The following is a 12,802-nucleotide window of genomic DNA, read 5'->3' as shown; positions in this document are numbered from 1 at the left end:
CGAGCGACAATCCAGTCTTTTCTCTGCATCATTAGATGATAAAAAAACTCTGCCGGAGTTAACTACATAAGCATTTTATTCTATCTTTCTGATTTGAGAAAATTATATAATAAGGTGAGGACGGGGGTGGAGAAAATGCCTATAACAATTGATTTTGCAGACAGCGATATTTATAAGGAAGGTGTAGAGAAGGGATTGTTTGAGGGTAAACTGGAAGGGTTACTTGAGGGGCAACGTAAAGGGTTACTTGAGGGAATAGAAGGTATGCTCGAACTCAAATTTGGTTTAGCCGGACTCAATATGATGAATATGGTCAGGGCTATAAACAAAATGGATAAACTGGAAGAGTTCAAGAATCTCATTAAGAAAGCCGGTTCAGTGGATGAATTGAAGGAATTTTTGACTAATAGTATATAGAAAACTTATTATTAGTGTCTAATTGCAGAAGTTTGCGATAGTTTTTCAGAGTTATATCCTTTTTATAATGGCTTGCAAAATTTCGTTGTCAATGAGTTTTACCTTTAAGGGCTGAGATTGCCACACCCCTTTGGGGTTCGCAATGACGGCGCTGGGCTGTGCGTTGACGTTTCTATCCGTCATTACGAGGAGCACAGCGACGTGGTAATCTCCTCTTTTAAAAAATTAATCAGAATTATTTGAAATATCTATTATTTTTGCAATTAGACATTAGTTGTAGTGAACGATATTTAATCTGACAGGTGTATAATTTCGTCCTTGCCAAGATTGTAAGATAATCTTGAGCTGTCCGATATTAGTGTTCTCCGGTATATTTCTTAATCATTTGAATCAACTCGGCTGCTTTTATTGGTTTCGTTATATAGTCGTCCATTCCGGCCTCTAAGCAATGCTCCCTGTCTCCGGCCAGGGCATGTGCAGTCATTGCAATAATCGGAATATTACGGGTGGCTTCCGAGGCCTTAATTATTTTTGTTGCTTCAAAGCCGTCCATCACCGGCATCTGTACGTCCATCAAAATTAAATCAAACATTCCCTCTGAAACCAAAGTAACAGCTTTCTCACCATCCACTGCCTCTGTTACAATAAGTCCGTGTTTTTTCAATATCGCTTTGGCTACCACCCGGTTTGTATGATTATCCTCAACCAGCAGGATACGTAAAGAGGAATCTAAGGCTTGAACAGGCTTAGGTGTTTTTACCTCCACATTACCGGCTTGTGTTTTGCCTGAGTGCTTTAACAGCACTTTGTTTACGGCGTCTATGACAGCTTTATACTTTACCGGTTTGATTATATACGAGAAGACACCTGCCTCGGCACATTTCTCTAAATCCCCCGCTCTCTGGTTGGAGTTTAACATCATAACAATAGAGGAGTGAATGTCTGTATCGGTTTTTATCTGTTGCACCATCTTAAAGCCACCTGTGCCTGAGAGCCTAACATCTACAAAGATTATATCGTACGGCTTATGGGCGGCTTTTGCAGCCTCCAGTTTCTTAAGCGTTTCATCCGTACCAATTGCCTCACTTATCTCATTGCAGGAGTCATTGAGGATGTCTTTTATAATGTTGCTGCAACTGGAATAGTTGCAAGCTATCAGCACCTTCATATTATTAAAACTACAAACCTCGGAAGCCTTTTCATCTGTACTTATGGCAAAACCAGCCGTGAAATGAAACGTGCTTCCCTTGCCCTCGGTGCTCTGTAACCATATTTTGCCGCCCATCAGTGTTACCAACTGTTTCGTTATGCTTAGCCCAAGTCCGGTACCTCCGTATTTCCTAGTTGTTGAACCGTCCGCCTGTGAGAAACTCTCAAATATGTGGTCAAACTTTGAGGCAGGTATTCCTATGCCGGTATCGGTTACGGAAAAATGTAACATGGCTGATTTATCGTCTGTACTGTCACAAGCCCTGTCAACCATAACCAATATTTCACCGGTTTTGGTAAATTTCATCGCATTGCCCACTAAGTTAAGAAGTATCTGTCTAACCCTGGCCGGGTCACCCTTTAGTTTTAAAGGTACCTGTGGCTTGAGGTGGCTTGAGAGCTCAAGTCCCTTTTGGTGTGCCTGAATCGATAATGGATCACATGTATTTTCCAATAACTCACGGAGGTCAAACTCAGTTTCCTCAAGTTCAAGTTTACCGGCCTCGACTTTTGATAAGTCCAGTATGCTGTTTATAAGCGATAACAGGGCATTGGCTGAATTAAGCACCGTTTCTATGTATTCCCGCTGCAGTGGTTGTAGCTCCGTATCCAGAAGAAAGTTCACTCAGGCCGATAATTGCATTCATCGGGGTGCGAATTTCATGGCTTGTATTGGCCAGGAATGTGCTTTTTGCACTGTTTGCCGCCTCTGCTAATTCCTTTGCCTTGAGCAACTCATCCTCCATCGCCTTCCGCTCTGTAATATCATGTGTCGATGCCACTGCGCCCACTTTATTGCCATCCGTATCTAATAATAATTTAGCTGTCGCTGTTATTGTGCGTGGTGTGCCGTTTTTAGTGACGATAATCATCTCAAAACCAGTAACATATTCACCTTGCAGTGCTCTAAACAAAGGGTTATCAGTATTTTGTATTTTAGTTTTTCCGTCGGAATGATATAGATCATAGTAGTTTGACCATTGTTCAAAAGGTATCGGGTGTGCAGGTAATCCGTACATCTTCTGGAGTGCTTTGTTCAAAAACTTTAAAATTCCATCGCTGTCACAAGCTACTATTCCATCATCAATACACTCAAGCACTGTTTCAATAAAATTGCGATTCAAGTGTGACTCTTTCTCAGATTTCTTACGCTCCACTACCTCAAGCAGCAGCCGTTCATTAGATTCATTTAACATCTGGGTTCTTTCTTCCACCATTGCTTCTAACTCTTCATTTTTATCCCTCATTTTCTTTTCATACTGCTTACGCAGCGTAATGTCTTTTATCGTCACTATTATGATGGGTACAATACCGGCTGTAAAGAGCCTGCTGGAAATTTCAGCCGGAAAGTAACTTCCATTCTTACGGCTGCAGAAAGTCTCAACCACTTGTGCTTCTGAACTGCCTGTAATAATCTTTACTATATCGCTTACTTCTGTCGTTGCCCTCAGCATAAAAGACACAAAATCCAGCCCTATTACCTCATAAGCACTAAACCCAAAGATACGCTCGGCGTATTCGTTAAACACAATAATTGTCTCGTCACAATCAACCACCATTATAGCATCAGGAATATTTTCTATTATTTCTGCTATCTTATGTTTTTCCTCTTTACGCCTTCTTATATCCTTCAACATCAACGAGTTGAATACGCCCAACAAAGATATAACCACTATTATTAGAAATACAGATAAGACATCCTTGAAAACCTCTTTATTTACCCCTGACAGATCAACAAGCAGGTGTACGTGCCAGTTATTTGCCGGACTTCGCAGCTCCTCCATGATGTATTGAACATCCGTATGTTTATTATTTGTGAGGTCACTGCGGCGAAGTGTTATAATATGTAAGTTATTTTTCTCGATGGATTTTACTATGGGCAGAGGGTGCAAAGGATTATTGCCATATTGATTGCTGTCTTTAATTTTTTGTAACACATGGCCGGATAATTTAAAGACAGTGTGGTACATGTATTTAGCTTCATTAGTAGCAAAAATCACGTCGTTATTATCTGCAAGAAGCAAGATTCCATTGATCTCGTGCATTTGTGGTTCAAAAAATTTCAAATCATATTTGATTACAACAACTCCGATTATCTTTTCACCATCTTTCACAGGGTATGAAGAAAAGTATCCAAGCTTATTGGTCACGATACCAAGGGCAACGGAGGCATTCGGATTACCCTTAACGGCACTATAGAAGTATTCCCTGAATGAATAATTCTTACCGATAAAGCTTTCTTTGGATTTGTAGTTACTTGATGCTAATGTGAGACCATTCGTATTTATTATATAGGTTACCGCCCCGCCAATAGAGGCGTTAAACACAGAGAGGTATTCATTCATATCGGCAGCTTCATTGGGTTGCTTACAAAACTTAATGACTGCTTGATTTTCCGACAGGATTTGTGTTTGTGTAGTGTAGTCGTTTATTTTATCTTTTAAATAGTGTTCATATATATTTAAGTGACTCACCGCATCAACATGCAGCATCAGCATCGTTTTGTTATATGCCCAAATGGCAGTCGTTATCAGTATAATCAGGCAAGCAATAACATACAAGATAAAAATACGAGGGTGTTTGATAATTATTTGCTCTTTTACATCTTTTATGTAAGCTTTCATCGTCTAAAACGTCCTGAAACGGCGGTAGTTTTCAAACATTTCGGATTTCCCAAACGCTGCAAGTGCTCTTCAAAACCATTGCTCCAACCGGAGGGAGGAATTACTCCAACGGCAACATATGAAGTGGCGATTAATATGGCACAGATGTTAAACATTATCAGCTGATATCCCCATGCTTTTTGCATGCTGAATTATAACATAACTGCATGAAAACCACGATTATTGCCATTTGTCATCAAAAATGGTAATCTTAATAAGCGCCTTTAAAAATGAACAGTTGGAGAGAGTTCCTTAAAGAGTGAATAAAACGCCGCTAAAAATATTTATAATCACTGTGTTAGCAATTCTTGCTTACAGTAACACTTTAAATTCTCCTTTTGTTGTTGATGACAATAATCTCGAAAAATTTTGTCAATATAGAAATTTTATTGAGATGCGTTTTGTTACTGAAACAACTTTTGTACTAAATTGTAAACTTCACGGCCTCAAACCGCAAGGTTACCATATTGTCAACATTTTGATTCATATTGTAAACGGGCTTCTACTGTTTGCTTTCTCTTTTCTTACTCTTAATGCTGTGTCCGGTAAATCTGCGGCAGACGCACCTCAGAGAGCATTAGATGTGGAGAATACAGCTTTTTTGATTTCATTAGTTTTTACCTTGCATCCGGTTCAAATCCAGGCTGTAACTTATATAATTCAGAGGTATTCGTCACTGCTCACTCTGATGTATTTGTCCTCACTGGTGTTTTACGCTCTATGGAGGAAAACCACAAATGGCAATGTTTCCACAAAAGTTGTTTTTAAGAATAAATATGTGCTTTATTCATTGTCATTTTTTTTTGCTCTGGCTGCAACTAAAACCAAAGAGTCTGCAATTACGCTCCCACTGATACTTACCGCTTATGAGTTTCTATTTTTTAAGGGTTCAACAAAAAAAAGGCTGCTATCACTTATTCCATTTTTTATTGTTATTCCTGTAATTATAATAAACTCAAAACTCATTGTCTCACATATGGATATAAGTGTAGTTAACGACTTCAGTTTTGCCGACAGCTCGCTTAAGTACTCCCCGGCAAAAAACCCTCTGCATGTTTATTCAATTTCTGAAAACTTTTTTACCCAAATCAGAGCTATACTAACTTATATAAAAATGCTTATCCTGCCGGTGAACTTTACTCTCATATACTACTATCCGGTATCAACTTCATTTACAGACTACAGGGTGATTCTTTCAGGGGTTTTCATCATGGCGATTCTCAGTTATTCAGTGGTCTTAATTTTTAAATCCTTTAGCGGAGGCTCTGAAGACAGGCATATTTACAGCAAGCTTACGGCATTTGGCATATTGTGGTTTTTTATTAATATCTCCCCTCAGTTGATGATTGCAGTAAAGGAGTGGGTAGTGCTTCAGTACAGGGTTTATCTTCCTTCAGTGGGATTTTCTTTTCTTGCAGGGGCACTGTTAATCAGGTTTTTTAGGAAATACAGCGGATATGCCTTAACATTGCTCTCTTTAGGCATTGCAATAATTTTATGTGTTTCCACCTATAGGAATAACTCAAACTGGCAAAATGAAACAACACTATGGGAAGATAACATTAAGAAAGCACCACAGCACCCCATGCCATATAATTTTTTGGCAAATGCATATTTCAACAAGACCCGTTACAACGACGCCATAAGAGTACTAAAGCAGGCTGTAACTCTTGACAGGTATGACTACCAGTCATTGAACCTGCTGGGTTATACTTATGAGCATCTGGGAGAGCTTAAGGAGGCTATAACTTCATATGAACATGCCATAAGGATTAATCCTTTTTTTGCACCACCTTATATCAATCTGGGCAACATCTATGCTTCACAAGGGCTTCTCAATGACGCCCTTAAAATGTATGAAACAGCTGTTAAGTTAAAACCTGACCTTGCCCAGACTTATAACAACATGGGCAACATCTACCTAAAACAGGGATTTTCAGAGAAAGCCCTTGAAAATTATAAAATGGCAATAGCTATAAATCCTGCATTTGCAGCAGCTCACAATAACCTGGGTGTGCTGTATTTAAATCAGGGACTTACCGGTGAGGCTGCCGGTGAATTTGAAAAAGCATTAGAATATCAACCTGATTATGAAGATGCCGCCCGTAATTTAAATTCCCTCAAGCGTGGAAATATATATTAACGGCAGCTTATGATATACTACAGGTGTGAGCCGATAAGTTTAACGGAGCAAAATAATATTAAAGTCAGGAGATTTTTATACAACAGCAAAAATGAGAGCCGCCGTTCATTACACTCTGTCAATTATTATAATCAGCATTTATAGTGCCCGTGTCTGCCCTTTTCTTGCTGAGTTGTTTATTGGAAAACGCATATTACTTTTTACTATAGCTTTTAGTACTGCTTTCATTGTTCGACAGCGTTTAATAAAAACAGGTATTTTAGGAAAGCAGTATCTTTCACAGATAAAACGTCAGGTTGCTCTTGATTACGTCCTTTTTTTACTGTCAACTGTGGGTATTGCCTTATACAATTTACTTGTTTATGATTTTCCGCCGGCCAGTGGTCTGAAGGTTGTCATAGGTGGTTTAACTCTTGGATTTTATGCCGCCATTGATCTTGGACTTGAAAGGGAGAGGATAATAAACGCCGAGATCAGACAAACAGGAAACGATATAGACGTCACCGGCAATTTCTTACAACTTACTACAAAAATAATAATTATCGCCACCTTAAATATACTATTTATGATGATTGTAGTCTTTCTGATTATTCACAGGAATTTTGCTCTATTTTCTCAGACGGAGGAAACAGTTAATTCCATTTTTACAAAAAAAGTATTGATTGAAACCGCCTTTGTCGTTGTAATTATACTTATTGAAAACATTAATCTGATAATTTCCCATACAAAGAACCTGAAGTTGTTCTTTGAAAACGAAAACAGGGTGCTGATGGCGGTGGCCAGTGGCAATTTAAACCAAAAAGTGGCAGTCAGTACTAATGATGAATTTGGACTTATGGCCACTTATTCCAACAAGATGATTGAAAACCTGCGGGAGAGAACTAACGAATTGCAGAAAACCCGTGATGTTACAATCCTTTCCCTGGCAAGCCTTGCCGAGACCAGAGACAGCGACACCGGCGCTCATATCCTACGCACTCAGAGATATGTCAGAGCCCTTGCCTTGTATTTAAGAGACAATCCCGGATTTTCCGGTTACTTATCTGATGAGACTATCGAACTTTTATATAAATCAGCTCCTCTTCATGACATAGGAAAAGTTGGAATACGTGATGCAATACTTCTAAAAAACGGCAAGCTTACTGATGAAGAATTTCAGGAGATGAAGATGCACACGGTTTATGGCAGGGATGCACTACTTAAAGCGGAGATGTCTATCGGTTATAATTCCTTTTTGGATATAGCAAAAGAAATCGCCTATTGCCACCATGAAAAATGGGACGGCTCCGGTTATCCTGAAGGGCTAAGCGGGGAAGATATCCCTGTTTCAGGGCGCTTAATGGCACTTGCAGACGTCTATGACGCTCTTATCACAAAAAGAGTTTATAAGGACGCCTATTCACATGAGACTGCCAGGGAAATAATCATTCAGGGGCGTGCAACCCACTTTGACCCGGATGTTACAGATGCCTTCTTAGCAGTTGAACGGGTTTTCATTGCTATAGCTGAAAAATTCAGAGACGAACATTAAAACCCGTAATCCTTCCACTTTCTGTTAACCAATTCCCTGATTTTTTCATCCATGGTAATATCAGGCGGCCATTGTCTGGTAAAGCCCTCCGAGGGGAGTTTTTTTGTGGCGTCAATTCCCAATTTTCCGCCGTAAGCGGTAATTGCAGAGGCATGTTCAAGCACATCCAGCGGTCCCTCTAAAATAACAACATCACGCCTGGGGTCAACATTATTACCTATTCTCCAGACAACCTCTGATGCGTTTTGTACATCCACCCACTTATCCACTATTACTATCATCTTGGTAAAACTCATCTGTCCCATTCCCCACAGAGCATACATCACCTTTCTGGCATGTCCCGGGTAACGCTTGTCTATGGAAATCAATGCAATGTTGTGAAACACCCCCTCCAGTGGCAAATTCATATCGACCACCTCCGGCAATTGCTTTTTCAAAAGCGGCAGAAATATCCGCTCCGTAGCCTTTGCTATAAAACAGTCTTCCATCGGGGGTTTTCCCACTATGGTTGCCGGATATATAGCGTCTTTACGATGCGTTATGCATGTAATATGAAAAACAGGGAAGTCATCTTTTAGTGAATAGTATCCGGTGTGGTCGCCAAAGGGCCCCTCAACTCTTCTCTCAAACGGATTAACGTATCCCTCAAGAACTATTTCGGAATTAGCCGGAACCTCCAAATCCACAGTTTCACATTTAACAAGCTCTACCGCCGATTTTCTCAAAAAACCGGCAAACAGCATTTCATCAATACCCTCGGGAAGCGGCGCTGTGGATGAGTACATAACGGCGGGGTCAGCGCCTATTGCCACGGCTGCCTCAAGGGGTTTGCCCAACTGCTCCGCCTTACGGTAGTGTCTTGCTCCGTCTTTGTGCATGTGCCAGTGCATACCGGTAGTGCGCTCATCATAGACGTGCATACGGTACATACCGCAGTTACGCTCTCCGCTTTCAGGGTCCTTTGTAAAGACCATAGGAAGGGTTATGAATCTGCCTCCGTCATCAGGCCAGGTCTTTAGAATTGGAAATATATTTAAGGACAAATTATCCCCCTTTTTTATAACATCCTTACATGGGCCTGTTTTGACGTACTTTGGCAAGAAATCGGCAAGCTGTTTAAGTTTTGGAAGGGCCATTAATTTGGATATCAAATTTGTTGGTATTTCGGGCTCCAAAAACTCAAGAATCTCCGCACCTATATCATCTAATTTATCAACCTCAAGAGCAAGGCACATCCTTTCAAAAGTGCCGAAAAGATTAACAACACATGGGAATTCAGCGCCCTTACAGTTTTCAAAAAAAAGAGCTTCCCCGCCTTTTTTTACAAACCGGTCGTTTATTTCCGTTATTTCAAGCTCAGGGTCAACCTCTGTACTAATATACCTTATGAGACCCTTCTTTTTAAGCAGCCCTATAAAATCACGGATATCTCTGTATGCCATAAGTTTCTCCTTCTTATGCTCCTTCGGTCTCCTGCAATTGAGCACTCTTAACCACGTGGTTTCTTCCCGCCGCGATTTTTACCACTGACTCCGGCATCACCATTATGTTCTTTATCCGGTTTCTCAGCAGAATCCGGCTTCTCGTCAGTGGATATATCATCACTGCCTGCAATATCCAATTGGGCGGAAAGATCCGGCAGTGTCTCTTCCTGGTTTATTTCAATACCGTTAAAACTCTCATCTATATACTCATCATCCGGGTTGATAATCTCCACAGTGGATTCGTTCAATGACAAGTCATAATCCGATAAAGAAAAATTAACAGGCACAACCGTCTCCTCCTCATCAGTGACCGGCACAAAGCCGGCAGTAAGGTTGTCACCCATAGGAGTCTTATCCTGCTGTATTTCTGATAGGTCAATATCAATGCCGTCATCAAGAGCAAGTTCCAACCCTGCTTTGTCATCCAAATTCAAATTTCCTGCATCAGCGATAGTTAAATTTCCGTCCTGTGCTAAGTCGCTCAGCACCGGTTCATCATCAAGGGAAAGTTCCAGATCAGGGATACTATCCAAATCAACCGCCCCGCCCTCCTCTGAGGCTAAACCTATATCATCTGAGGCGGCTTTAAGCACCGGCTCATCATCAAGGGCAAGCTCCAGATCAGGGATACTATCCAAATCAGCCGCCCCGCCCTCCTCGGAGGTTAAACCTATATCATCTGAGGCGGCTTTAAGCACCGGTTCATCATCAAGGGAAAGTTCCAGATCAGGGATACTATCCAAATCAGCCGCCCCACCCTCCTCGGAGGTTAAACCAATATCATCTGAGGAGGCCTTAAGCACCGGTTCATCATCAAGGGAAAGCTCCAGATCGGGGATACTATCCAAATCAGCCGTCCCGCCCTCCTCTGAGGCTAAACCTATATCATCTGAGGCGGCTTTAAGCACCGGTTCATCATCAAGGGAAAGTTCCAGATCGGGGATACTATCCAAATCAGCCGCCCCGCCCTCCTCTGAGGTTAAACCTATATCATCTGAGGCGGCTTTAAGCACCGGTTCATCATCAAGAGAAAGTTCCAGATCGGGGATACTATCCAAATCAGCCGCCCCGCCCTCCTCTGAGGTTAAACCTATATCATCTGAGGGGATTTTCATAGTGGGCTCATCATCCACGGCAAATTTAGTATCCGGCTTTGAGGCAAATGATGCTATAATCTCACGCGTCTGCTCAGACATTTGTGACCGTGCATTATCATCTATATCAATTCCAAAGTCATCTATATCCTGGTCCAACACAATAGTGGAATCATCAGAATAATCATAGTCCTCATCTTTTATTTCAAAGTCCTCATTTTTATCAAAATTAAATTGCTCGTCCTGTGAGGCAGTCACACCGGAGGGCTCCTTACTACCCTCAGGGGTATCACCTAAATCTATTTCCAGGGAAGATGATAAATCCATCTCACCGCCTATATCCAAAGTTTTATGTTCTTCTTCAATTCCTGCCTCCATAGATGTTTCGCCGCTAAGGTCAATGTCTAATTCAGGTGAAATATCAAAATCCTCATGGCCTGCCTCATCATGGAGTTTAAAGTCGTCATCAAGCCTGAATTCTTCATCAGATGGAATCATACCTACCGTTTCATCGTGTTCATCTTCAGCACTTTCCCCTTGCTTAAGACTTATTCCCGAGACGGTCTCATAGTCCTCATCATCGGTTTTAGTGTCCAATCCCCCGCTCAAATCATACTGCTCATCAGCCTGTGATAAATCATCATCCACGACTTCAAACCCAAGCTCATCCTTGTTGATTGTAAGGGTTTCTTCCTCTTCAGAATGTGGTGTTACAGTGGGTGACTCTGCGTCTTTATCCTCGTATGTATCATCTTTATAGACAGCAATGGTGTCGTCGTGATAAGATAAGTCATTATCAAAAACAGCTGATGAGGCTGCTAAACCAGCGCCTGCGGCAGGCATATCCACGGTTGACATATCTGAGACGTCATCCCATGCTTTTTTCTCAGACGGCTGAGTTCTGTCAGCATACACAGCCCTCTCCATCTCATCCTGCTTACGCCTTTGGGCAGACTTCCATATCAGATACTCCGGCGTTAAAAAGAAAACAAGATTGCCTGCGAGAAATAAAATAGAAATAATTATCAAAGTAAGAGAAGAAGATGGCAACAGGACAATACCGCCTAAGGGAATTATTAAAAGCACATATGATGAGGCATGAATAAGCCCTGCTTTTCGCTCAAGACCAAGGTTTTCAGCAAGGGACATATATGAAGCTGTAAAAGCATATGGTAAAGTTAAAGGGAAAAGCAAAAGGGCAATCCACCAAATAGGTTTACTTGATACTGTTACAAGCATATAATAATTAACAGTGGGAATGAGTCCAATCCATGGTGATGGTACTTCCAGCATCTTAGCAATCCTGAAAAGAGAATAACCGAAAAACAGTGCGGCCAGAAATATTATAACCGGAACAATCAGAAGATAAAGCGGGGGTTTGGAGAAAATGGCGGCAGGCTTCTTTGGTTGTTGAGCTTTCTGCGTCTTATCTCCAGTTAAACTTGAAAAAAAGGATTCTATTTTCGATTTTGGAGCTTCCTTAACCTTTCCAGTCATGAGTGGAATTTTCTTCTTTTTAACAACAGGGGCCTGGGGCTCGGGTTGTTGAGTCTCTGCTTTTGGAGCTTCAGTTGCAGCGGGCTGCTCAGGCTCAGGAGAAGGTGGCGTTGAGGCGGCAACAGTTTCAGCAGGGGTTGGAGCAGGGGCTGGACTTTGTACGGTATCCGTCTTTTGTGCATCAGGTTTAGATTTTTTTACATCTTTTTTTGGTGTGACCTCTGCTGTGGGTTTAGAGGCGGCGGGGGCGGCTTTTGGTGAAGGTGGCTGGGCAGTGGGTTCGGGGCTCTTGACAGGCTCAGGGGTTTCTACCTCGGGGGGTGGATAATCCGTAAAATGAACATGGCCTTTAGAATCTGTCCATCTATATAATTTAGCTTCAGATACCGGCGTTATAAAAAATAAAAAACCTGAAAAGATCAACAACGCTGATAATAATTTAACGGCGTTTCTACCAAACATACATCCTCCCTTTAATAAGGATTTATAAAATAAAAAAACATTTTAACAAAAAACCTGATGTAAAGTCTTTATTTTTGTTTGTTAAACATTTAATTTAAATAAAAACGTCCGGTATATCTTTATTAAGAACTTTAAACGAAATAAAGTTTGTTATAAAATCCTTATAAGGCCGGTATAAAAATGACATGGAGGATACAAAAATTATAACAGAACAGATAAAGATTATTTATAGCAAAAAACAGAAAATCCACGAAAATTAAAACCTTAAACATCCTCTCAGAGTGTTATTCCAATTCTAATTC

Annotated in this window: 7 protein-coding genes; 3 read left to right on the top strand and 4 right to left on the bottom strand. The window is 41.0% G+C overall.

Features of this window, described 5'->3' with window-relative positions; translation table 11 throughout:
- Positions 1-135 precede the first annotated feature (135 nt).
- Positions 136-417, top strand: a complete 282-nt coding sequence (locus tag H7844_10220) for a hypothetical protein (GenBank protein ID MEO5357658.1) — start codon at positions 136-138, stop codon at positions 415-417.
- Positions 418-772: 355 nt separating this feature from the next.
- Here H7844_10220 and H7844_10215 read toward each other — a convergent pair whose 3' ends face one another.
- Both H7844_10215 and H7844_10210 read right to left on the bottom strand, forming a co-directional pair.
- Positions 773-2,251 carry a response regulator gene (locus H7844_10215; GenBank protein ID MEO5357657.1) on the bottom strand — a complete coding sequence of 493 codons (1,479 nt, stop codon included), beginning with the start codon at positions 2,249-2,251 and terminating at the stop codon, positions 773-775.
- On the bottom strand, positions 2,187-4,250 hold the full coding sequence (locus H7844_10210) for a PAS domain S-box protein (protein MEO5357656.1): 2,064 nt from the start codon (positions 4,248-4,250) through the stop codon (positions 2,187-2,189). Before H7844_10210 ends, H7844_10215 begins: the two co-directional genes overlap by 65 nt.
- Before the next feature lie 298 nt (positions 4,251-4,548).
- On the opposite strand from H7844_10210, the gene H7844_10205 reads away from it, so the two are divergent.
- Together H7844_10205 and H7844_10200 are read left to right on the top strand one after the other, a co-directional pair.
- Positions 4,549-6,432: a tetratricopeptide repeat protein gene (locus tag H7844_10205; GenBank protein ID MEO5357655.1), complete on the top strand. Its 1,884-nt coding sequence runs from the start codon at positions 4,549-4,551 to the stop codon at positions 6,430-6,432.
- A gap of 91 nt (positions 6,433-6,523) precedes the next feature.
- Positions 6,524-7,963 carry an HD domain-containing protein gene (locus H7844_10200; protein ID MEO5357654.1) on the top strand — a complete coding sequence of 480 codons (1,440 nt, stop codon included), beginning with the start codon at positions 6,524-6,526 and terminating at the stop codon, positions 7,961-7,963.
- Here the strand turns inward: H7844_10200 and H7844_10195 are convergent.
- A complete protein-coding gene (locus H7844_10195; GenBank protein ID MEO5357653.1) occupies positions 7,960-9,405 on the bottom strand; it encodes a menaquinone biosynthesis decarboxylase in 1,446 nt (481 codons plus the stop codon). The two genes, H7844_10200 and H7844_10195, sit on opposite strands and share 4 nt — an antisense overlap.
- A gap of 47 nt (positions 9,406-9,452) precedes the next feature.
- Entirely contained in the window at positions 9,453-12,500 is a 3,048-nt protein-coding gene (locus tag H7844_10190; protein ID MEO5357652.1) for a DUF4124 domain-containing protein, read from the bottom strand.
- Positions 12,501-12,802 lie beyond the last annotated feature (302 nt).

Source organism: Nitrospirae bacterium YQR-1 (assembly GCA_039908095.1).
Classification (GTDB): domain Bacteria; phylum Nitrospirota; class Thermodesulfovibrionia; order Thermodesulfovibrionales; family Magnetobacteriaceae; genus Magnetomonas.
The sequence above is the reverse complement of the archived record's forward strand: the minus strand, read 5'-3'. Positions and strand labels throughout refer to the sequence as shown.

What these genes read in the sequence shown, in the direction of transcription:
- H7844_10220 (MEO5357658.1), top strand. Translation starts at nt 136, where the DNA reads ATGCCTATAACAATTGATTTTGCAGACAGCGATATTTATAAGGAAGGT.
- H7844_10210 (MEO5357656.1), bottom strand. Translation starts at nt 4,250, where the DNA reads ATGAAAGCTTACATAAAAGATGTAAAAGAGCAAATAATTATCAAACAC.
- H7844_10200 (MEO5357654.1), top strand. Translation starts at nt 6,524, where the DNA reads ATGAGAGCCGCCGTTCATTACACTCTGTCAATTATTATAATCAGCATT.
- H7844_10195 (MEO5357653.1), bottom strand. Translation starts at nt 9,405, where the DNA reads ATGGCATACAGAGATATCCGTGATTTTATAGGGCTGCTTAAAAAGAAG.
- H7844_10190 (MEO5357652.1), bottom strand. Translation starts at nt 12,500, where the DNA reads ATGTTTGGTAGAAACGCCGTTAAATTATTATCAGCGTTGTTGATCTTT.